Genomic DNA, 21,904 nt, shown 5'->3' with positions numbered 1-21,904 from the left:
TCCGAAAGTTGCCGGATCCTCTCATCCGACTTTCACCGATGCCTCATACGGTGGGGGGCATGACGCAGGTGACTCCTCCCGGGTGGTACCCCGATCCCGGGCAGACAAGTGACGGTCCGGCCACCGAACGCTGGTGGGACGGCAAGGCGTGGACCGAGCAGACCCGCCCCGCCGGGTCGGGCGCCGACTGGGGTCCCCCGCCGCAGCCGCCTGCCGACGGGATCCACCCGGGCGACGGCACCGAGCCGGTGTACCCGGCCTATCCGGGGTATCCGGCATACCCCGCCGTGCCGCCGACGCCCCAGAAGCGCGGGCTGCGCACCGGCATAGCCGTCGGTGTGGCCGTGGCGGTGCTCGCCGCCATCGGGGTGGGCGCGTGGGCGCTCACCTCCGACGGCAGCGACAGCGGCGGCCAGGCCTCGCAGCAGGGTTCGGGCGGACAGGGCGGTTTCGGCCAGGGCGGTCCCGAAGGACAGAACGGCGGACAAGGGCAGAACGGCGGGCAGGGCCTCCCGTTCGGCGGGTCGGGCGGCAGCTCGGGGTCGGGCGGCACCGACGGCGGCGCGTCGCCGTCGCCGTCGCCGGACCAGTCCGAGGCGCCGAAGGTCAAGGGCGGCGGCACGGTGTCGGACTCCGTCAACGCCATCAGCATCCCGGTGCCGGACGGCTGGACCGGGCAGGCGATCAGCGTCGGCGCGCAGGTCACCTCCGACAACTCCTACAAGTGCCCCGGCGACACCACGCAGACCTGCACCACCGGCGGCGCCTACTCCGCGCCGGCGCTGGCGCTGGGCACCTCGGGCAGCACCGCCGAGGAGGTCGCCAAGGCGGACATCGCGGCCAACGCCAAGGAGTCGTACGGCGGCAAGACCTACGGCTCGATCACCTCGCACGAGGTGCTGGCCTCCAAGGCGGTCACCGTGGCCGGGCAGAAGGGCTACCTGGTCCGCTGGAAGGCCGTGACCAGCAAGGGCGCCGACGGCTATGTCGAGTCGCTGGCCTTCCCGTCGCCCGGGAACGCCTCGCAGATCGTGGTGGTCCGGTTCGGCGTCGACGTCGGCCAGAAGCAGTCCGTGATCGACACGATCACCGAGGGCATCAAGGTGTCCTCCGGCAGCGGCAGCGGCCAGACCGTCTGAGAACCTCCTGACCCCGGAAGGACTGTCGGCCGGGTGGGATGCCCCTCCGCTCAAAGGGGCACCCCACCCGGCCGGGGGGTGCGCGCCGCCCCCGTCCCCACGGTGCGGCGCGAGCAGGTCGCCGTCCAGTCATCCCGTGGACGGCGGCCTGGGTCTCAGGTCAGTCCGAGTGCGGGCAGCGCGACGGCCTCCACGAAGCGGACCAGGTAGTCGGCGTCGGCGTACTCGCCGGTCAGGATGGGACGGATCCGCAGGACGCCGAACATCATGGCCGGGATGTACTCCAGCGCGGGATGGTCGGCGGGGATCTCGCCGCGTTCGACACCGCGTCGCAGAATCTCCTGGAGCGCGACCATCTCGGGTTCGACCAGCGCCTCGCGCAGGGCCGTCGCCAGCTCGCGGTCCGAGGTGACCGCGTGCCCCAGCGCCTGGAGGAGCTTGGTGTCCTTGCCCGACCAGTCACCCGCGGTCCGCCCGACCTGACGCAGGTCGTCGGCGAGCGACCCGGTGTCGATGCCGACGAAGCGCACCCGGCGGCTGGCGCGCAGCGCCGCCGCGACGAACTGCGGCTTGGTCTTCCACTGCCGGTAGAGCGTGGACTTGCTGCACCGGGTGCTGGCGGCGACGCCGTCCATGGTCACGGAGTCGTAGCCGCACTCGCGGATCTGTTCGAGCACGGCGTCGAAGAACTCCCGCTCACGCTCCGGCGTGATCTTGGAGCGGCGCGAGGCGGCGACCGTGTCCGGTCCGTCCGCGGCCTGCGACGTCATGTGCCCTTCTCCTCACTCGCCGATCACTTACGGATCACTTACGCCCCACCCACCGTTCGGGCCGGGCGGAAACCTACAACCAGTGTGGCCTACGTCTATCGATACGCCACTGTACCGGTACTCGGCCGTATCGGTACAGTGGCGTATCGGTACGCTTCCGTATCGATGAGTTTCGGTGAGTCCGGGCCACCGCCCGGACTCGGCACAGCACCACCGTCAGTGAGGGGGCCTGGGATGAGATCCCAGTCCGAGCCGGCAGCAGCGGAGCCGGGGTCCATAACCCGGCCGCCGCTCGTCCGAGAGCTCCTGCTCGTCGCAGGGCTCTTCCTCGTCTACAAGTTCGGGCGGCAGCTGGCCACCGGCCACACCGCCGAGGCCCTGCACAACGCCCACCGGATCTGGGACCTGGAACGGACGCTGCACCTGCCCTCGGAGGTCGACGTGCAGTCCGCACTGCTGCACGGCGACACCCTCGTCCACCTGGCCAACACCTACTACGCCACCGTTCATTTCCCGGCCACGCTGGCCTTCCTGGTCTGGCTCTACCTGAAGCGGCCCGCGCACTACGTGTGGGCCCGCCGGGTCCTCGCCTTGGTCACCGCCGCCGCCCTGGTGCTGCCCTTCACCTTCCCGCTGGCACCGCCCCGGATGCTGGCCGCGACCGGCCTGATCGACACGGCCCGCGTCTACGGCCCCTCCGTCTACGGCCCGCCCTCCAGCGACCACCTCTCCAACCAGTTCGCGGCGATGCCCTCGCTGCACTTCGGCTGGGCCCTGATGGTGGCGATCGGCCTGATCGTCGCGACGCGCTCGCGATGGCGCTGGCTGTGGCTGCTGCATCCCGCGATCACCCTCCTCGTGATCGTCGGTACCGCGAACCACTACTGGCTGGACGCGATCGTCGCCACCGCCATGCTGGGCGCCGCCCTCGCCCTGACCCACCCGCCGCACCGCACGGCCACCACGGCCGGCCGCGGCACCCGCACCCTCGTTCCGGACGAGCCCGTGCTGGCGGGGGCCGGCCGATGAGCGCCGCGGCCCTGGTCGCCGTCGCCCTCTCCCTGGTCTCGGCCGTCGCCTACGCGGCCGCCGCCGTCGCCCAGGAACGCCTGGCCTCGAAGAACTCCGGAGCGGGTCTGCTACGACTGCTCGGCTCCGGCGCCTGGTGGGCGGCGGTCGGCCTCAACGCCGGCGCGGCCCTGCTCCATGTCGTCGCCCTCAAGTACGGCCCGCTGACCCTCGTCCAGCCCCTGGGGGCGCTCACCCTGGTCGCGGCCGTGCCGATGGGCGCCCGGGTGGCGGGCCGCCGGGTCAGCGCGACGGAGTGGCGGGGCACGGCCCTGACCCTGCTCGGCCTCGGCGCCCTCCTGATCACGGCCTCCGGCCCGGCACCCGACCGCACCCTGAGCCTCACCGAGGCGCTCGCGGTCGCCGGCACGACGGCCGCCCTGATCGGCGTGCTCTCCCGCCCCGGCAGCCGCCCGGGCCTGCGCCACGCCACCGCGTCCGGCTTCGCCTCCGGCGTCGCCTCCGCCCTCACCCAGACGGTGACGGTGGCGGCGACCGACCGCTCGGGCCCCGTCCTCAGCACCGAGGTGATCGTGGTCGCCCTCCTGGTGGCCGCGTTCGCGGTCGGCGGCCTCCTGCTCTCCCAGACCGCCTACCGGGGCGGCCTGGGCGCCCCGCTCGCCGTGGTCACCCTCTCCAACCCCGTGGCCGCGGCGGTCATCGGCCTCACCCTGCTGGGCCAGGGCCTCCGGGACGGCGCGACCGGCATCCTCCTCGCCCTCGCGGGCGCGGTCCTCGCCTCCTGGGGCGTGGTTCTCCTGACCCGCGTGACCCCACCGTCCCCGCTCATCGAACCGGACGACGAACACCCGGTGGCAGCGGTACTCGCCCTGGAGGAAGCAAGGGCAGCCGCCCAACAGGCCCTGCTCCCCCAGCAGAAACCGGAAACCGAACACCTGACGTCGATCTGAGCGCCCCGCCAGGGGCGCGGGGAACTGCGCGCTCAGCCCCCACTCACCCGCAGCCACACAACGACACACACCGACCAAACGAAAACGGCCGGTACATGCGATCTCCGCACGCACCGGCCGCCCAGGCAGTACCCCCGTAGGGGACGACTCAGCCGAGCCCCCGCGAGTCCTGCTTCAGCGCCGTGTCCACGGTCAGCGCCGTCGCCACCACCAGGCTCAGCAGCGGCTCCGGGAGCTGGTAGTGGATCTGCAGGACGTAGTTGTCGGCGGTCGTGAACATGGTCTTGGCGAGGCCTTCCCATGTCTTCGTGATCCGGGCCACCTCGTTGTCGGTGTGGTCCACGACCGCGAAGTTCCACGCCCGCCAGTTCTCCGCCTTGATCGCGCCGACCTTCTGGCCACCCGCGTTCATCGCGAAGTTGATCTTCCCGATCATGTTCTCCTGGACGATCTCACCGACCGGCGACCCGTCCGGACGCGTCACGATCACCCGGGACTTCAGGAACTTGGCCGGCCGGGTCAGCACCAGCTGCGGCTGCCCGTGGGCGTCACGGATCTCCAGCCGGTGGGTCATGAACTGGTCGAGGCTGGAGACGAACCGCAGGACCTTCTTCAGCGCGCTCTGGCCGACCTCGACCACCGAGCCGAGCTCACGGCCCTGCTGGTCCATGACCTTGTACTCGTTGGTCAGCTCGATCAGCTTGGCCTTCTGGTTCACCACCAGCACCGGCTCGGTGAACAGGGTGCCGCCACCGGCGCCCCCGCCCGCGACGCCGGCCTGCTGCTGCACCTGCCGCTGCACCTTGGGGTCGGCGGCCGGGGCCTGCCCCGGCACCGCGCCCTGCTGATTCGTCTGCTCGGTCCACTGGGTGCCGTCCCAGTACCGGAGGGTCTGGGACGCACCGTGCGGATCGGGGTACCAGCCTGCAGGAGTGTTCGATTGCGTGGTCACCGGGGCACACTACCCCGATGTGACCGGTACCTGACCAGCCCGCACGATGCGTCCCTCATCGCCCTGTCACTCGGTGATGATCGCCGGGTCGCTGACGCCCGGAAGACCGTTCTCGACATGTCCGGCGAACCGCCGCACAAAGGTCTTGTCCGCGTCGGAGGTGACCGTCACGTCGTACCAGCGGCGGCTGCGCGCGAGGTCGACGGTGTGCTTCACGGTCGCCCCGGCGCGCACGGTGACCGTGCAGGGCTTGCCGCCGTAGCCGTTGGCCAGCGTCAGCTTCACCGTGCCGGAGCCCTTGTTGGTGAGGGTGAGCTCGATGTCGTCGCCCGCGGGCCGCGCGGTGACCTCGGGGCCCGCCACCTTGCCGGGGCCCTGGAAGGTGCGCAGGAAGCCGTTGGGGCCGTGCACGGTCAGGTCGTAGGAGCCGCCCGAGTACACCGAGTTCCAGGTGTCGGAGACGGACCTGCCGGCCTCGGTGGTGTAGCTCCAGGGGCCGTCGGCGCGGTTGTTGGAGGTGACCAGGAAGGCGGCGCCCGCGTGCGCGCCCGAGGCGAAGGTCAGGGTGAACTTGCCGGCCGTCGCGTCCAGCGAGCCGTCCACCAGCGGGGCGTACTTGAGCGGCCGGGTGGGCCGCGAGCCGCGCTCCTGCCTGGGCAGGGACGGGTTGGCGGGCGGGGTGGGCACGTAGTCGGGGTGGCGGTTGCCGTCCGGCGGCTGGTAGCCGTCGGTGGAAGGCAGCGCGACCGGCTTGGTGTCCTTGCGGGAGAAGTCGAAGGCCCCGGTCAGGTCACCGCTGACGGCCCGGCGCCACGGCGAGATGTTCGGCTCGTGGACGCCGAAGCGGGACTCCATGAAGCGGATGATCGAGGTGTGGTCGAGCGTCTCGGAGCAGACGTAACCGCCCTTGCTCCACGGGGAGACGACCAGCATCGGCACCCGCTGGCCGAGACCGTAGGCGCCGGCCGCGTGGCTCGCGTCGCCCTTGAAGAGGTCCGGGCCCGGGTCGACGGTGGACTTGCCCTGCGCGGCGGAGGCCGGCGGGAACGGCGGGATCAGGTGGTCGAAGAAGCCGTCGTTCTCGTCGTACGTGATGAACACGGCCGTCTTCGCCCACACCTTGGGGTCGGCGGTGAGCGCGTCCAGGACCTGGGAGACGTACCAGGCGCCGTAGTTGGCGGGCCAGTTGGGGTGCTCGGTGAAGGCCTCGGGGGCGACCACCCAGGAGATCTGCGGCAGCTTGCCGGCCTTGACGTCGGCCTTGAGCTGGTCGAAGAAGCCCTCGCCCTTGGTGGCGTCGGTGCCGGTGCGGGCCTTGTCGTACAGCGCGTCGCCGGGCTGGGCGTTCTGGTACTGCTTGAAGTAGAGCAGCGAGTTGTCGCCGTAGTTGCCGCGGTAGGCGTCCTGGATCCAGCCCCAGCCGCCGGCCGCGTCCAGGCCGTCGCCGACGTCCTGGTAGATCTTCCAGGAGACGCCCGCCTTCTCCAGGCGCTCCGGGTAGGTGGTCCAGCTGTAGCCGGCCTCGTCGTTGCCGAGGACCGGGCCGCCGCCCTGGCCGTCGTTGCCCGTGTAACCCGTCCACATGTAGTAGCGGTTCGGGTCGGTGGAGCCCATGAACGAGCAGTGGTAGGCGTCGCAGACGGTGAACGCGTCGGCGAGCGCGTAGTGGAACGGTATGTCGTCCCGGTTCAGGTACGCCATCGTCGTGGAGCCCTTGGCGGGCACCCACTTGTCGTACTTGCCGCCGTTGACGGCGTTGTGGGTGTCGCTCCAGCCGTGCGGGAGGTCCTGGAGGAAGGCGAGGCCCAGGTCGTCGGCGTCCGGGTGGAACGGCAGGATGTCCTTCGTACCGTTCGACTGGTTCCACACGGACTTGTTGTTCTGGGTGACCGAACGCGGGTCGCCGAAGCCGCGGACACCTCTGAGGGTGCCGAAGTAGTGGTCGAACGAACGGTTCTCCTGCATCAGGACGACGATGTGCTCGACGTCCTCGATCGACCCGGTGCGGTGGTTCGCGGGCAGCGCGGCGGCACGCTGGATGCTGCTGGACAGCGCCGTGAACGCTGTAGTGGCGCCCGCGAGTTGGAGGAAGCGGCGCCGGTTTACTTCGGTCATGGGTGAACGACCTCTCATCCTGACGTACGGATGGCCGGAACAGGGCGGAATGTGTGCGGGTGCGAGTGTTCCAAGGGCAGCGAACGTCAGGGAAGGGTCCGATGGCGCCGATGTGAAAGTCGGAGGTACGTGAGGTACGGAGTCGGTAAGGAGACGGCGAACCGGTCACGGCTGGGAGAGCGGCCGTGACCGGTCGGCGGGGGCGTCAGCTGATGAAGGAGCCCGCGGCGCAGGCGCTCTCCGTCACCCACTGGTGGGACAGGATGTTGTCGTTCATGGGGTGGCCGTCGGTGAAGTGGTCGCGGGTGAGGTCGTCCACGTACAGCTCGCCCGGCTTGAGGCAGCCGTAGCCGCCGGAGTAGTTGGAGAAGTAGTAGAAGGCCACGACGTCCTTGCCGCCGACGTACCCGCTGTTCATCACGGAGGAGGCGGCGTTGCCGTCGCTGCCCTGGAAGGCGCCGGCGGCGTCGGACCAGGAGGAGTCGTTGCCCGCGGTGACGCCGAGCAGGCCGCCCGCGCAGTCCCAGTCCTTCCAGGCCCGCACGTTGCCGTCGCGGCCCGGCCACTGCGCGTTGCAGCCGGCCGAGGCCTGGGCGGTGGCCGGCAGGGCGAAGCCGACGGCGGCGAGGGCCAGGGTGGTGAGGGCGAGGGTCATTTTGCGCATGGTGAATTCCCGTTCTGCCTCGTCGGAGGCGGTCGGTGTGGGGAAAGGGCCGCGGCGGGCGCCGCGGAGTCATGGGGTACGGGCAGGTGTCAGGTGCGGGCGGGCACGATCCGCTCGGCGCGTGCCAGCGCCTTCAGGCGCACCTGCCGGTAGGCGTCCAGCCGGGCGCCGTACTCGCCGTCCAGCTGGGCCAGGTAGTGGGCCTCGCGGGCCCGGCCCACGGACCTGAGGGAGACCTCGCGGGCGCAGGTGGCGTCGGCGACCGCGATCCGGGTCTCGGCGGCGAAGCTCCTGGCCTCCTCGGCCCGGGTCTGCACCGCCGGGTGCTCCCGGGTGGCCTGCCGGGCCGCGTCGGGGTCCGGGTAGGGGTGACCGGCCCGCCGCATGCAGGCCGACCACGCGTGCACGGCGGCGGTGAACCGCCGGTCGTGCAGCAGCTTGCCGACGTAGAGCGGACGCAGGTTGCTCGCGGTGGTGTCGAGCCGGAACCAGGTCCGCGGATCGCCGTACAGCGTCCGTTCCGCCTCCCCGTCGCAGCCGCCGGTCCGCTTGCTGACGCTGCCCCCGCCGGGGACGCCGGTGCGCAGTGGCTCGGCCTGCCGGCCGCCGTCGAGCGCGGTGTCGTAGGCGGTCTGCCGGGCGGCCGTGAGGCCCTTGCGGTAGGCGTTGTTGGGGTTGCGCAGCCGGGCGCGGTCCTCCTCGGCGGTGATCCGGCTGCCGTATCCGTAGGCGCGGGCCCAGCGCACGTCGTCCTGGACGTAGCCGAGCGGCCTGCTCTCGGCCAGGCTCAGCGGCCGGTCCGTCCAGTAGCGGAAGCCGTGGCGGGCCATGCACCGGGCGACCAGGCGCTGTTCGGCGTCGGAGATCCGCAGGTCCTCCGCGTACGTCAGGTCACGTGCCCGGGATCCGGCGGGCGGGGCCGGGTCGTCGCCGGACGCCCGGGAGCAGCCGGTGAGAACGAGCGCGGCCACGGCGGCGACGGCGCTCAGCTGCGCGGCCTTGCGGCGGAAGGCGGGGCGCTTCATCGGGTACTCCCTCGGCGTACGGCGAACGGCTCGGTGCTTTCGGGCCGTTGACGCCGCCGGCGGGGCGTTCGTATGACATGCGCGTGCGGAGAATTTCCGCCGCGACGGATTTCGTGGCGCATCCCGGGACGCGCTCATACGGGGGCCGCCCGCCACCCGTCCCACACACAGGGGCCGCTATGGCAACCCACAGGAATCAGCCAACTGCGCCAGGAGGGAGAACCGCCCCCGATCCCGGTCCCGCCCGGCACACCGGGCGTCGTGGACGGTGCCGTCCGCCCTGTCGGGCGGAACGGTTCCGGACACGACGGCCCGGCTTTCGGCCTGCTCTGTCGGTGGCCGCCGATATCGTTGTCGGCATCTGCTGGGGGCAGCGATCGGGGATCGATGTTCGAAGTACGTCTGCTCGGCCCGGTGGAGGTCTGGGAGGGGGGCCGGCGGGCCCCGCTCGGCGGTTCCAGACCCCTCGCCGTCCTCGCCGCACTCGTCGTGCACCTGGGCGAGGTGATCTCCACCGACCGTCTGGTGGACTTCGTCTGGGACGAGGAGGCTCCGGCCACCGCGGGCGCCCTGGTCGCCACCCATGTCTCCGCCGTACGCCGGGCCCTGGCCCGGGTCGGCACCGCCGAGGTGATCCGCACCCGCCCGCCGGGGTATGTCGCCGACCTCGCCCCCGGCCGGGTCGACGCCCGCCGCTTCGAGGAACTCCTCGCGGCCGCGCGGTCCCTGGGGCGTACGGAGGAGGCCGCGGGGGTGCTGGCGGAGGCGCTGGGGCTGTGGCGGGGCCGGGAGGCGCTGGAGGGGCTCGGCCAGTCGTTCGCGCGGATCGAGGCGGCCCGCCTCGCGGAGCTGCGGCTGGTGACGGAGGAGGAGTGCTTCGGGCTGGCCCTGGAGCTGGACCGGGCCGACGAGACGATCGCGCCGCTGCTCGCGCACGTGGCCGCGCATCCGCTGCGGGAGCGGCCGCGCGGCCAGTTGATGACCGCCCTGTTCCGTACCGGCCGGGTCTCCGACGCCCTGCGCGTCTACCAGGAGGGCCGCGCGGCGCTCCGCGACGAGCTGGGCATCGACCCGGGCCCCGAGCTGCGGGCGGTGCACCAGGCCGTGCTGACCCATGACGAGGGTGTGCTGGGAACGGGCCGCACCGCGCGGCCGGTACCGGCCCCCAGAGGCCCGGGAAGTCCCGTCGGCTCCAAGGGCTTTGCCGGCTCCGGAGGCTCCGGAGGCTCCGGAGGCTCCGGAGGTGAGCGGCCTCGCCCCGCGCCCTCCCATCTCCCGCCGGACATCGCCGACTTCGTCGGCCGCGGTGGGCAGGTCAAGTGGGCCACCGAGCTGCTGCGCGGCGTCGGCGACCCCGGCCGGACCGCACCCCCGATCGGGGTGATCTCCGGGCGCTCCGGCATGGGCAAGACGGCGCTCGCCGTGCACGTCGGCCACCGGACCGCCGAACTCTTCCCGGACGGGCGGCTGTTCGTGGACCTGCGGGCCGCCGACACCACCCCGCTGGAACCCGCCGACGCGCTCGCCCGGCTGCTGCGCGCGATGGGCGTCGAACCGGACACCCTGCCCTCCGGCGTCGAGGAGCTGACCGGCCTCTACCGCACCCACATCGGCCACCGGCGGGTCCTGATCGTCCTGGACAACGCGGCCGGTGAGGCGCATGTGCGGCCGCTGCTGCCGCCCGGACCCGGCTCGGCGGTGCTGGTCACCAGCCGACGGCGGCTGGTGGCGCTGGAGGGCGCCGCCCATCTGGACCTCGCCGTGCCGGACGAGGCCGAGGCCCTGGACCTGCTGCGCCGGGTGGCCGGTGAGGGGCGGACGGGGGCGGAGCCGGAGCGGGCCGCCGAGATCGTCGCGCTGTGCGGTCGGCTGCCGCTCGCGGTGCGGATCGCCGGGGCGCGGCTGGCCGCCCGCCCGCACTGGGCGCCGGGCCGGCTCGCCGGACGGCTGCGCGACGAACGGCGCCGGCTCAACGAACTGAGCGCCGGGGACCTGGAGTTGCGCACCAGCCTGGAGCTCGGCTACGCGGACCTCGACCCGCCGGAACGCCGGGCCCTGCGCCGCCTGGCCCTGCTGGACCTGCCCGACTTCGCGGCCTGGATCGCCGCCCCGCTGCTCGGCATCGGGACCGAGGAGGCCGAGGAGGCCGTCGAGCGGCTGGTGGACTGCCACTTCATCGACGTGATCGGGGTGGACGGCACGGGCCTGCCCCGCTACCGCATCCAGGACCTCGCCCGGGAGCACGCCCGCGAGCGCTGTCTCTCCGAGGAGAGCGCCGAGGACCGTGCGGCGGCGGTGCTGCGTCTGGTCGGCTGCTGGCTGGACCTCGCCCGGAAGGCCGCCGCCCGCGGCCCCGGCGGCGCGACCCGGCACTTCCCCGAGCCGGCCGCCGTACGCCCGCTCGACCCGGAGACCGAGGAGGCCCTGCTGGCCCGGCCCGCGGCCTGGTTCGCCGCCGAACAGGCCGGGCTGCTGGCCGCGGTGACGCACTGCGCCGACCACGGCATGGCGCGGGCCGCCCGGGATCTCGCCGGGGCGCTGATAGCGAGTTCGGCCGCGCTGTACAACCAGTTCGACGCCTGGTCCCGCTCGCACACCGCGGCCATGGCGGCGGTCCGCCGCGGCGGGGACGTCGAGGGCGAGGCCTGGCTGCTCGCCGGACTCGGCCAGCTCCGTTACGAGCAGGACCGGTTCGAGGATTCGTACGCCTACTTCTCGGACGCGCTGCGGCTGTTCGGGGAGCAGCTGCCGGACGGGGCGGCCGTGGCGCTGGCCGGGATGGGCACCGCCCGCCGCGAACAGGCCCGGTACGCCGAGGCGCTGGAGCTGCTGGAGGCCGCGCTGGAGCGGTACGGCGACGAGGGGGACGTCGGCGCCCGCGCGGGCGTGCTGTACGGCATCGGGTACGTGCACCGTGAGCAGGGGCGCGGGGCCGCCGCCCGGGAGGCCCTGGACCGCGCCCTCGTGCTGTACCGGGCCGCCGCCGACCGGCACGGCGAGGGGCTCACCCTGCGCTCGCAGGCCCTGTGCGACCGGTCCGAGGGCCGCTACCCGGAGGCCGAGCGGCTGCTGCGCGACGCGCTGGACGTCTTCACCGGCCTGCACGACACCTTCGGCCTGATGTACACCGAACAGTCGCTGGCCAAGGTGGAGTTGCGCACCGGCCGTACGGAGCAGGCGGGCCGGCGGCTGGTGCGCTGTCTGGAGGTGGCCCGGGAGCGGCAGGACCGGTTCGGCGAGGCCCTGGTGCTGCGCACGCTCGGGGAGCAGTTGCTGGCGGCCGGGGACACCGGCGGGGCGCGCCGGCCGCTGGAGCACGCGGCGGCGCTCTGGGCGGAGCTGGGGCTGCCGTTGTGGCGGGCGCGCACGGTGCGGGACCTGGCCGGGGTGTGGTCGGCGGACGGCGAGGAGGAGGCCGCCCGGGCGGCTCGGGCCGAGGCGCTGGAGGTGTTCCGGTCGGTGGGCGTGCGGGAGGCGTGGGAACGCGCGGAGGACGAGCCGTCGTAGCCGGAATCCGGCTACAGAAGCCCTGGTGGCGGGCTTGCAGGGAACCTGCAGAGCAATTGCAGGGGACCCCGGCACTCTGGTGAGCGTGACGGACATCATCACGCTCTCCGACTCCCGGGTCGCCGCGGTCACCGAGCAGGAATGCGGTGAACCGCTGGTCGATCTGCGCGGGACACCCGTGCTGCGGATCGACCCCCGCCAGGCCGACGCCGACGGCAGCTACGCCCATCTGCGGCTGGGGGCGCTGCGCCGGCTGCTGCAGGCACAGGCGCTGCTGCCGGCCGGGATCCGGTTCCTGGTGGTCGAGGGGTACCGGCCGCCCGCGCTCCAGCGCCGCTACTTCGAGCAGTACGCGGCGACCCTGCGCGCGGCCCGCCCCGACGCCTCCCCGGACCTGATCCGCGAACTGGCCAGCGCCTACATCTCCCCGCCGGAGGTGGCCCCCCATGTCAGCGGCGGGGCGGTGGACCTGACCCTGTGCACCGTCGACGGCACGGAGCTGCCGCTGGGCACGGAGGTCAACGCCACCCCGGAGGAGAGCGCGGGCGCCTGCCCGACCGGCGCGGCGAACATCAGCGCCGAGGCACGCGCCCACCGGACCCTGATGGACGAGGCGCTCTCCGCCGCCGGCTTCGTCAACTACCCCACGGAGTGGTGGCACTGGTCCTACGGCGACCGGTACTGGGCCCTGCTGAGCGGCGCGCCGGCCGCCCGCTACGGACCCGCCACCGCCCCTGTCCGGCCCGTCTGACCAACGGACCGGACCTCTCTCTCAGCATCGACGACCATCGGGGGGAACGACCATGGAAAGCCACGGCGGCACCTGTACGCAGGACCCGCGCGAAGCGGCCGCGGAGCGGATGAGCCCGGGCGACTTCGACGCCTCCTTCACCGCCGACATGCCCAGACTCCGCAGACGGCTGCTCGCCCTGACCGGCAATCCGCACGACGCCGACGACCTGCTGCAGGAGACCTATCTGCGGCTCTCCCGGCGGGCCCGCGCCAGCAACCTGGCGCACCAGCAGCATCCGTACGCCTACACCTGCACGGTCGCGCTGAACCTGCTGCGCGACTCCTGGCTGCACCCCTCCCGGCGGGAGCGCACCACCGACCGGCTGCCGGAGGCCGGCTGGGACGGCGGGCTCGGCTCCTACGAGGCCTCGGCCACCGCCCTCGCGCTGCTGAGCATGCTCTCGCCGAAGGAGGCGGCCGCGGTGATCCTCGTCGATCTGGAGGGCCTCACCCACGACACGGCCGGGGAGCGGCTCGGCGCCCATCGCGGCACCGTCCAGCGCAACCGGATGCGGGCGCTGGCCAAGATGCGCGCGGCGCTGGCCGGCTGAGTTCCGGGTGTCGCGTCCCGACGGGGGTGGGACGCGGCACCCGGGCAGTTCGCCCGACCCCCGCACCCGGCCCATGTCGACCAAGGACGTGCATCTTGAGACTCACCACTCCCGGCAGGGCGGTCGTCGTCGCGGCGGCTCTCGCGACGGTCCCGCTCCTGTCCGCCACCGCCCACGCCGCCACCGCCACCGCCCACGCCGCCACCGCCGCCGCCCCGCGCGCCGCCCAGGACGCCACCTGCGGGGTGCTGGCCCCGGGCGCCTCGGCCACCGCGGAGGCCGCCGTGAACGCGGCCTGCTCGCAGATCGGCGTCTGGTACAGCTGGGGCGGCGGCCACGGCGCCACGCCCGGTGCCACGTACGGCTACTACGACGGCTCCGACCCGGACAGCCTGCACGACAACGAGCGCAAGGGCTTCGACTGTTCGGGCCTGACGCGGTATGCCTACTACCGGGCGACCGGCCGGGACCTGCTCAACGGCACGGCCGACGACCAGTACCACAGCCCGCAGGCCGCGGCCCGTTTCTCGGCGGCCCAGGGCACCGCTCCGCTGGTCCCCGGTGACCTGATGTTCTGGGGCAGCGGGCACATCCACCACGTCGCCATGTACCTGGGCGCGGGGCAGATGGTGGAGGCCTACGAGTCGGGCACCCACATCCGGGTGACGCCGGTGCGCACCGGCGGCGACTACGCGGGGGCGATCCGGATCAACCCGTCCGGTACACCGGTCCCGCCGCCGGCCAACGGCGGTACCACGTTCGAGACCTGGGGCACCGGCGTGCGCACGCACTCCACGCCGAGCGTGCGCTCCTCCGTCGTGGACACCTTCGCCGGGCCGACGCAGGTCTCCGTGCAGTGCCAGGAGCACGCGGAGACGGTGACCGCCGAGGGCTACACCAACGACATCTGGTCGAAGCTGGCCGACGGTTCCTGGCTGACCAACATCTACATCAAGGGCCCGGCCTCGCTGCCCGGCATCCCGGACTGCGGCGGGGACAGCGCCCCGCCGCCGAGCGGGGGCAGCACGGCGTTCCAGACCTGGGGCACCGGTGTGCGCACGCACAGCGAGCCGAACGTGAACGCCGGTGTCGTCGACTACTTCCCGCAGCCCACGACGGTCAACGTGGTGTGCCAGGCGCACGCCCAGACGGTCACGGCCGAGGGCTACACCAACGACGCCTGGTCCAAGCTGACCAACGGCGCGTGGATGACCAACATCTACATCAAGGGCCCGGCGTGGCTGCCGGGGGTCGCCACCTGCTGACCCGGGTGCGGCGGACGGGCCCACCCGTCCGCCGGACTAGTCACTTTGTTGACTGACAACATCCATCCGCTGCTCGATCCTGCGCAGCGCCAGCTCCCCCCACCGCAGGTTCTCCCGTTCGAAGGACATCCCGCGCAGCAGGGTGAGGTACGGGCCGATGCGCTCCGCCTCGGCGAAGTACGCCTCCTCCGAGCGGCCGGCGAGCAGGCGCTGCCGGATCCGCTCGTACCGGGCCAGCTTGGCGGCGCCCCACTCGATGCGCCCGGCGACCGCCGTCCGGACCGCCGCCAGGTCACCGGCGTCCGCGCACTGCACCTTGACCAGCAGTTCGTCGCGGACCACGGAGGGCCGGGCGGGCGGTTCGGCGGTATAGGCGCGGACGGCTTCGCGCCCGGCCTCCGTCAACGAGAACAGCCGCTTGTTGGGCCGGCGCTCCTGCTCGACCACGCGGGCGGAGACCAGTCCCGCGGCCTCCATGCGCTCCAGCTCGCGGTAGAGCTGCTGGGGTGTCGCCGTCCAGAAGTTGGCGACCGTCGCGTCGAATCCCTTCGCGAGGTCGTACCCGGAGGCCTCGCCCTCCAGGAGGGCCGCCATCACCGCGTTCCGCAGAGCCATGGGGACACGCTAGCATGCGGATGTAGTCAACTTTTTGAATAGGTAGGTGGACCCCATGCACCCCTTCCGCAAGGCCGTCGAGAACGGCGACATGGACGCCGTGGCCGCCCTGCTGGCCGAGGACGTCGTCTTCACCAGCCCGGTCGCCTTCAAGCCGTACCCGGGCAAGGCGATCACCGCGGCGATCCTGCGCGCGGTGTCCCGGGTCTTCGAGGACTTCGAGTACGTCCGGGAGATCGCCAACCCCGACGGCCGCGACCACGCCCTCGTCTTCACCGCGACCGTCGCCGGGAAGAAGCTCCAGGGCTGCGACTTCCTGCACTTCGACGAGGACGGGAAGATCGACGACTTCACGGTGATGGTGCGCCCGCTCTCGGCCGCCCAGGCGCTGTCCGAGGCGATGGGCGCCCAGTTCGAGCGGATCGCCGAGGAGGCCGCCGCCGCGCGGTGAGCACGGCCGCCGTCCCCCGATCGAGGGACTGGTGGGAGCCCGCCCCGGCCACAAGACTCAAGGCCATGACCGCTTCCGACCCGTCCCGGGCGCTCTCCTGGGACACCCCGGCGGCCGCGGCCGCCTACCGCGACCGGGACATGAGGCTGGCCCGGCAGCTGATCTTCCCGGCGGTGCTGGACCGTGTCGGCACTCCCCCGGCGCCCGGTGCGACCGTCCTCGACATCGGCTGCGGCACCGGCGCGCTCGCCCTGGAACTGGCCCGCACCGGGGGCTGGTCGGTCCAGGGCGTCGACCCCTCCACCCCCATGCTGGACATCGCCCGCGCCGACCGCCCCGATCCGCGCGTCGACTACCGCCGTTTCGACGGCCGTTCGCTGTCCTGGATCCCGGACGGCAGTATCGAGGCGGCCGTCTGCTGCCTGGTCTACTGCACCGACCCCGACGACCGGCGGCTGGCCGCCCTCACCGCCGAGATCCACCGCGTGCTCCGCCCGGGCGCCCCCTATGTCCTCGCGGACCTCAACCCGGCGGCGGTGGGCGCGCAGTTCGCCACCCTCCGGTACGGCGCCCCGGGCGCGTCCTACACCCACGGCGCACCCGTCCCCACCGAGCTGCGCCGACTCGACGGCACCACGGTCACGACGGTCTGCCACTACCGCCCGCTGTCCGCGTACACCGCACTGCTCACCGGCTCCGGCTTCCCCGCCCCGGCCGTGGACGCCCCGACCGTGCCGGAGTCCCAGCACCCGGCCCCCTACCTGGTGCTGACCACCGCGCGCCGCTGACCGGCACGGGTCAGCCGGCCGGGTGTCCGCCGCTCACCGGCCGCGCAGGGCCGCGCCGATCGCCCTTCCCGCGTGCTGCACGGCACCCGCGAGCCGGTCCAGGCTGTGCGCGGGATCGGTCACGGCGCTCAGGGACGCCAGCACCGCGCCGTTCGGGCCGTGCACCGGCACGGCCACACAGCACACGCCGGCCGCCACCTCCTCCCGGTCGAAGGCGACGCCCCGGTCCCGGATCGTCCCGGCCTGCCGGTGCCAGGACCCGGTCAGCGGGTCCAGCGGGAGCCGCGGATCCGCCCCGGCGACCAGCACCTTGCCCGCCGCGGTGAACCAGGGCCACACCCCGGCGTCGAGCGATCGGCCGAGCGCTCCGGCGGTGTCGCCGGGCGTCCAGTCGAGGACGAGGGTCTGCCCCTCCCGCAGTACGTTGAGCCCCACCGTCGCGCCCGTGAGGCGGGCGAGGCGCCGGGCCGGCGCACGGGCGGCCGTGCGCAGGCCGGGGTACGGCTGCCAGCCCTGCCCGAGCCGGAAGATCCGCGACCCCATGCGGTAGCCCTTGCGGCTTCGCTCGACGGCACCCAGGTCGACCAGTTGCTCCAGCAGGCGGTACGTGGTGGTCTTGGGCAGACCGCACTCCGCGGCGAGCCTGGTCAGTCCGGCCTCTCCGGCCCGCTCCACCGCCCCCAGCAGCGCGAAGGCGCCCTCCAGCACGCTGCGCCCGCCGCCGTCCGGCGAGTGCGGTGGTTCCGCCGGTCTGACGGCTGTGGCCGCTCCCCGTTCTTCGTTCACGCGCCTCTCCCCCGGATACCGCCCAACCGGCTCCCCGTACCGCCGTTCCCCGTGTGCGGTGCGCCGCCGTGCGTGGTGGCCCCACGCCCCAGCAGACTGAAGTCCGCGTGTTCAGACTGAAGTTCGAGTGTGGCTGAGAACGTTGTCGATAGATTGTCGCCCAGCGCGAGAATGTGTGCATCGAGTGAAGAGCGGCTGTGCGTGGAGTGTGGAAGTAGTGGTGGAATTACGCCTTCTCGGCCCCGTGGAGCTCTCGGTGCAGGGCCGGACCGCCGAGGTCGGGCCACCTCAGCGGCGGACCGTGCTGGCCGCGCTGGCGGTGGACACCGGCCGGCCCGTCCCGGCCGACGCGCTGATCAGGCGGGTGTGGGGCGACGATCCACCGGACGGGGCCCGGCGCGCGTTGCACGCCCATGTCGCCCGGCTGCGCCGGCTGTGCGAGGAGACCGCGGATCCGGGACATCCCCGGTTACGTCTGGTACGGCGCTCCGGCGGATACCTGCTGGAGGCCCGCCCGGACCAGGTGGACATCCATCGGTTCCGGCAACTGGCGGGCCGGGCCCGGGAGACGGGGCGGACGGACGAGGCCCGGGCGGCGCTGCTGCGCGAGGCGCTCGGGCTGTGGCACGGGGAACCGCTGGCCGGGCTGGGCGGGCAGTGGGCGGCACAGGTGCGCGAGGCCTGGCGACGGCAGCACGTGGACGCCGCGGTCGCCTGGGCCCAGGTCGAGTCGCGGGTCAGCGACCCGGTCGCCGTGATCGGCCCGCTGACCGAACTCCTCGACGCCTACCCGCTCGTGGAACCGCTGACCGAGGCACTGATGCGGGCGCTGCACGCCGCCGGCCGCAGCGCGGAGGCACTGAACTCCTACGCCGCCGTCCGCAAGCGGCTCGCCGAGGAGCTGGGCACCGACCCCGGCGCGGAGCTGCGGAAGGTCCACGAGGCGATCCTCCGGGGCGGCCTGGCCGAGTCCGTCGCACGGCCGGCGTCCCGTACACCGGCCCGGGCGGCCCCCGAGGCGACTCCCTGGCCGGGCGCGGCCCCCGTCCAACTGCCCATGGGCGTAAGGGGGTTCATCGGGCGCGGCGACGAACTCGCCCGGCTGGAGGACATCCTCGCCTCGGCCGCGGACCAGCCGGCGGCGGTGGTGATCACGGCGCTGTCGGGCACGGCCGGGGTGGGCAAGACCGCGCTGGCCGTGCACTGGGCGCGGCGGGCCCAACGGTCCTTCCCCAACGGTCAGTTGTATGTGAACCTGCGCGGATTCGGGCCCAGCGGATCGGTGATGAGCCCCGCCGAGGCGGTACGGGGGTTCCTGGACGCCCTGGGTGTGCCGCCGGCCCGGATCCCGGCGGGTCTGGAGGCGCAGGTCGGCCTGTACCGCAGTCTCCTGGCGGGGCGCCGGGTCCTGGTGGTGCTGGACAACGCCCGCGACGCCGAGCAGGTCCGTCCGCTGCTGCCCGGGGCACCCGGATGTCTGGCGCTGATCACCAGCAGGAGGTCGCTGACCGGTCTCGCGGCCACCGAGGGGGCACAGCTGCTGACCGTCGGCATGCTCGCCGCCGGGGAGGCCCGGGAGCTGCTGGTCCGCCGGCTCGGCGCGGAGCGGGTGGCGGCCGATCCCGATGCCGTCCGCGAGATCGTCGGCCGGTGCGCGGGCCTGCCGCTCGCGCTGGCGATCGTCGCCGCCCGTGCCGCCGCGCAGCCCGCGCTGCCGCTGGCCGCCCTCGCCGAGGAACTGCGGCTGACCGATCGGCGGCTGGACGCCCTGGACAGCGGGGAGGCGAGCAGCGAGGTACGGGCGGTGTTCTCCTGGTCGTACCAGGCGCTCGGCCCGGAGGCCGCCCGGCTCTTCCGATTACTGGGCCTGCATCCGGGCCCGGACGCCGCGCTCCCGGCCGTCGCCGCGCTGGCCGGCGTACCGGCCGACCGCGCCCGCGCGCTGGTGGCCGAACTGGTCCGCGGCCATCTGCTCACCGAACAGCCCGCCGGCCGGTACACCTTCCACGACCTGCTGCGCGCCTACGCGGCCGAGCTGGTCGCCACGCACGAGGGCGACGACTCCCGGCACACCGCGGCGCACCGCATGTTCGACCACTACCTGCACACCGCGCACCGGGCGGACGCCCTGCTGACGCCCCGGCCCACCCCCGCTCCCCTGCCGCCCGCCCAACCGGGGTCCGCGGCAGAGGAGTTGTCGGACCACCGGGAGGCACAGGCCTGGTTCACCGCCGAGCATCCGGTCCTGCTGGCCGCGGTGGGACAGGCGTCCGCGGCCGGTTTCCACCGGCACGCCTGGCGGCTCGCCTCGGCCCTGACGACCTATCTCGACCGGCACGGCAACCGGCGGGCGCTGATCGCCGCGCACACCGCGGCGCTGGACGCCGCCCGGCGCCAGGGCGATGCCCTCGGGCAGGCGGAGGCCCACCGGGGCCTCGGGCTCGCCGAGGACCGGCTGGACCGTCCGGAGGCGGCCCGCACGCACTATCTGCGCGCGCTGGAGCTCTTCGGCGAGACCGGCGACCATGCCGGGCAGGCCCGTATCCATCAGCATCTGTCCCGGATGTCCGAGGCCCAGGGCCGGCATCAGCAGGCGCTCGGCCACGCCCACGACAGCCTCGCGCACCACCGGGCCGTCGACGACCGGGCCGGGCAGTCCGCCGCGCTGAACCACATCGGCTGGATCCTCGCCCAACTCGGCGACCACCAGGAGGCCCTGACGTTCTGCCGTCAGGCGCTGGAGCTGGCCCACGAGAGCGGGGATCTCAACGGGGAGGCCCACATCCAGGACAGCCTCGGCTACATCCTGCACCGGCTCGGTGAGCACGCCGAGGCCGTCGACCGCTACCAGCAGGCCCTCGAACTGTTCCACCAGACCGGGGACCGGCACAGCGAGGCGGCCGGTCTCCTCTGTCTCGGCGACGTCCACGGCGCCACGGACCGCCCGCATCCCGCCCGCACCGCGTGGACCCAGGCGCTGGCCATCACCACCGAACTCGGTCTCCCGGACGCCGATCCGCTGCGTGCCCGGCTCCTCGAACGGCTCGGCCCCGCTGCCGCCGACGCCCTTGCTCCCGCCCCGCGTCAGGCACCGGCCTGAGGCCGGACGCCGGAGTCAAGGCAGGCCGGGCCGGGTCCGGACCACCGACCTGAAACTCCGTCACCACAGGTTCCGCTGAGCGGAGAAGCGCATGACAGCCGCCTTCGGCCTGATCACGCCGGCCGCTTCAGTCACATGGGGAACGGCACGCGGCATACGGCCTCCGGCATGGCGACGGCATGACACGCACACGGTGTGCGGTGGTGACCGTCCATCCGGCCGAGCACAACGTCGTGGAGGCGGTCCGGCGTGATCCCGAGGGAGTTGACGCGGCGGTGACGGCCCGGTCACGGGGTGCCTGCCATCGTCTCCGGTGAGCTTGCTCGACAAGGAGACCGGGGGACGGGGGGACGGCCGCCATGGCCATATGCCGGGGAATCGATCTGTCGGTGTACCAGGGAGCCCAGGAGTGGAGCGCCCGCAAGGCGGAAGGCGTCGTCTTCGCCTTCGCCAAGGCCAGTGAGGGCGAGCACACCCGGGACGCACACTTCGCCCTGCACATCTCGGGTATCGCGCAGGCGGGGCTCGTCCCCGGCGCCTACCACTTCGGCTGGCCCAACCAGAACGCCGGCACCGAGGCGGCCAACTACATCGCCGCCGTGAAACCGTACGCCGGTCCGGGCTTCGTGCACTGGCTGGACCTGGAACGCCGGGCGGACGGCTCCAACTACGCGGGCGTCACGGCCGCCGGGATCAGGGCCTACGCCACCGCCTGGATCGCCGAGGTGGAAGTCGCGTTCCCGCACCAGCGGGTCGGCCTGTACACGTCGGCGAGCGACCTGGCGGCCGGTCACGCGCCCGCCACCGTCCCGCTGTGGTACCCCGCCTACCCCTGGTCCGGTGCGGCGACCTACGCACAGGCCGAGGGGCACCCGAAGCCCAGCCCGTCCGGCAGGTCCCCGTTGTTCTGGCAGTTCACCTCGACCCCCCTCGACCGATCCATCTGCTATCTGAGCGAGTCGGCGCTGCGCGCCTGGGCCGCCGGAGAGGACACCGAAGACATGGCGCTCACCACGGACGACATCGACAAGGTCGCGAGCGCGGTCGTCGCCAGGCTCGTGGCCGGCGGCGGTGTGCTGGAGACGACGGACATCACGGCGGTCGCGTCCGCCGCGGCGCGGGCCGTCCTGACCATGGACGGAGTGATCAAGGCGCCCGCCGATGCCCCGGACGCGAAGACCAACGCCTACTGGGCCCTCCAGTCGTACATCAAGGACACCAACGCCCGGGTGCGCCTCCTGCAGGCCACGGAGGCGGCCCAGAGCGCGGCCATCACCCAACTCGCCTCCGTCATCGCGACGTTCGACAAGAACATCGACCCCGCCGCCCTCGTCGCCTCCATCACCACGGCGATCGAGACGGCCGTCGGCAAGATCGTCGTCCACCTCGACCCCGCGTCCTGACC

General features: G+C 73.2%; 18 protein-coding genes. 11 read left to right on the top strand and 7 right to left on the bottom strand.

All coding sequences use genetic code 11. The features are described 5' to 3' along the window. Positions 1 to 59 precede the first annotated feature (59 nt). Complete coding sequence (locus ACIPSJ_RS31845; RefSeq protein WP_401351118.1) at positions 60 to 1,139, top strand: DUF2510 domain-containing protein; 1,080 nt, start codon at positions 60 to 62, stop codon at positions 1,137 to 1,139. Positions 1,140 to 1,294: 155 nt separating this feature from the next. Here ACIPSJ_RS31845 and ACIPSJ_RS31840 read toward each other — a convergent pair whose 3' ends face one another. Beyond that, positions 1,295 to 1,909, bottom strand: a complete 615-nt coding sequence (locus ACIPSJ_RS31840; RefSeq protein WP_359213745.1) for a TetR/AcrR family transcriptional regulator — start codon at positions 1,907 to 1,909, stop codon at positions 1,295 to 1,297. Positions 1,910 to 2,143: 234 nt separating this feature from the next. Here ACIPSJ_RS31840 and ACIPSJ_RS31835 point away from each other — a divergent pair, with 234 nt between their 5' ends. After that, positions 2,144 to 2,938, top strand: a complete 795-nt coding sequence (locus tag ACIPSJ_RS31835; protein ID WP_359213748.1) for a phosphatase PAP2 family protein — start codon at positions 2,144 to 2,146, stop codon at positions 2,936 to 2,938. Continuing rightward, positions 2,935 to 3,888 (top strand): hypothetical protein, encoded by a 954-nt coding sequence (locus tag ACIPSJ_RS31830; protein ID WP_401351117.1) that lies wholly within the window; start codon positions 2,935 to 2,937, stop codon positions 3,886 to 3,888. Before ACIPSJ_RS31835 ends, ACIPSJ_RS31830 begins: the two co-directional genes overlap by 4 nt. 148 nt (positions 3,889 to 4,036) lie before the next feature. On the opposite strand, the gene ACIPSJ_RS31825 is transcribed toward ACIPSJ_RS31830, so the two are convergent. The 4 genes from ACIPSJ_RS31825 to ACIPSJ_RS31810 all read right to left on the bottom strand — a co-directional run bounded on the left by ACIPSJ_RS31825 (position 4,037) and on the right by ACIPSJ_RS31810 (position 8,644). Then, on the bottom strand, positions 4,037 to 4,840 hold the full coding sequence (locus tag ACIPSJ_RS31825) for a phospholipid scramblase-related protein (RefSeq protein ID WP_359213754.1): 804 nt from the start codon (positions 4,838 to 4,840) through the stop codon (positions 4,037 to 4,039). Between the two features lie 66 nt (positions 4,841 to 4,906). Beyond that, positions 4,907 to 6,955 carry a phosphocholine-specific phospholipase C gene (locus tag ACIPSJ_RS31820; protein ID WP_359213757.1) on the bottom strand — a complete coding sequence of 683 codons (2,049 nt, stop codon included), beginning with the start codon at positions 6,953 to 6,955 and terminating at the stop codon, positions 4,907 to 4,909. A 205-nt stretch (positions 6,956 to 7,160) separates the two neighbouring features. Continuing rightward, the gene (locus ACIPSJ_RS31815) at positions 7,161 to 7,619 is read right to left on the bottom strand and encodes a hypothetical protein (protein WP_359213760.1); all 459 of its coding nucleotides are present in this window, start codon (positions 7,617 to 7,619) and stop codon (positions 7,161 to 7,163) included. An 89-nt stretch (positions 7,620 to 7,708) separates the two neighbouring features. Then, a complete protein-coding gene (locus ACIPSJ_RS31810; protein WP_401351116.1) occupies positions 7,709 to 8,644 on the bottom strand; it encodes a hypothetical protein in 936 nt (311 codons plus the stop codon). 387 nt (positions 8,645 to 9,031) lie between these two features. Here ACIPSJ_RS31810 and ACIPSJ_RS31805 point away from each other — a divergent pair, with 387 nt between their 5' ends. The 4 genes from ACIPSJ_RS31805 (at position 9,032) to ACIPSJ_RS31790 (ending at position 14,759) form a co-directional block, all read left to right on the top strand. Next, positions 9,032 to 12,151 carry an AfsR/SARP family transcriptional regulator gene (locus ACIPSJ_RS31805; protein WP_401351115.1) on the top strand — a complete coding sequence of 1,040 codons (3,120 nt, stop codon included), beginning with the start codon at positions 9,032 to 9,034 and terminating at the stop codon, positions 12,149 to 12,151. A gap of 85 nt (positions 12,152 to 12,236) precedes the next feature. Then, a complete protein-coding gene (locus ACIPSJ_RS31800) occupies positions 12,237 to 12,902 on the top strand; it encodes a M15 family metallopeptidase (protein ID WP_401351114.1) in 666 nt (221 codons plus the stop codon). Between the two features lie 52 nt (positions 12,903 to 12,954). Further along, positions 12,955 to 13,494, top strand: coding sequence for an RNA polymerase sigma factor (locus ACIPSJ_RS31795; protein WP_359213772.1), 540 nt, complete (start codon positions 12,955 to 12,957; stop codon positions 13,492 to 13,494). Between the two features lie 95 nt (positions 13,495 to 13,589). Next, positions 13,590 to 14,759 (top strand): C40 family peptidase, encoded by a 1,170-nt coding sequence (locus tag ACIPSJ_RS31790; protein WP_401351113.1) that lies wholly within the window; start codon positions 13,590 to 13,592, stop codon positions 14,757 to 14,759. A 36-nt stretch (positions 14,760 to 14,795) separates the two neighbouring features. Here the strand turns inward: ACIPSJ_RS31790 and ACIPSJ_RS31785 are convergent, their stop codons facing one another. Beyond that, positions 14,796 to 15,374 carry a PadR family transcriptional regulator gene (locus ACIPSJ_RS31785; RefSeq protein WP_401351112.1) on the bottom strand — a complete coding sequence of 193 codons (579 nt, stop codon included), beginning with the start codon at positions 15,372 to 15,374 and terminating at the stop codon, positions 14,796 to 14,798. A 55-nt stretch (positions 15,375 to 15,429) separates the two neighbouring features. On the opposite strand from ACIPSJ_RS31785, the gene ACIPSJ_RS31780 reads away from it, so the two are divergent. Together ACIPSJ_RS31780 and ACIPSJ_RS31775 are read left to right on the top strand one after the other, a co-directional pair. Continuing rightward, positions 15,430 to 15,825 (top strand): nuclear transport factor 2 family protein, encoded by a 396-nt coding sequence (locus ACIPSJ_RS31780; RefSeq protein ID WP_355727472.1) that lies wholly within the window; start codon positions 15,430 to 15,432, stop codon positions 15,823 to 15,825. Between the two features lie 65 nt (positions 15,826 to 15,890). Continuing rightward, positions 15,891 to 16,613 (top strand): class I SAM-dependent methyltransferase, encoded by a 723-nt coding sequence (locus tag ACIPSJ_RS31775; protein WP_359213782.1) that lies wholly within the window; start codon positions 15,891 to 15,893, stop codon positions 16,611 to 16,613. 33 nt (positions 16,614 to 16,646) lie between these two features. Here the strand turns inward: ACIPSJ_RS31775 and ACIPSJ_RS31770 are convergent, their stop codons facing one another. After that, entirely contained in the window at positions 16,647 to 17,399 is a 753-nt protein-coding gene (locus tag ACIPSJ_RS31770; protein WP_359213786.1) for a helix-turn-helix domain-containing protein, read from the bottom strand. A 220-nt stretch (positions 17,400 to 17,619) separates the two neighbouring features. Here ACIPSJ_RS31770 and ACIPSJ_RS31765 point away from each other — a divergent pair, with 220 nt between their 5' ends. Both ACIPSJ_RS31765 and ACIPSJ_RS31760 read left to right on the top strand, forming a co-directional pair. Next, positions 17,620 to 20,499, top strand: a complete 2,880-nt coding sequence (locus ACIPSJ_RS31765) for a BTAD domain-containing putative transcriptional regulator (protein WP_401351110.1) — start codon at positions 17,620 to 17,622, stop codon at positions 20,497 to 20,499. Positions 20,500 to 20,858: 359 nt separating this feature from the next. Further along, positions 20,859 to 21,902, top strand: coding sequence for a glycoside hydrolase family 25 protein (locus ACIPSJ_RS31760; RefSeq protein ID WP_401351108.1), 1,044 nt, complete (start codon positions 20,859 to 20,861; stop codon positions 21,900 to 21,902). Positions 21,903 to 21,904: the final 2 nt, after the last annotated feature.

Source organism: Streptomyces sp. NPDC090088 (genome assembly GCF_044747345.1).
Taxonomy (GTDB): Bacteria; Actinomycetota; Actinomycetes; order Streptomycetales; family Streptomycetaceae; genus Streptomyces.
Note: the sequence above shows the minus strand (reverse complement) of the source record. Positions and strands in the feature narration are given on the sequence as shown.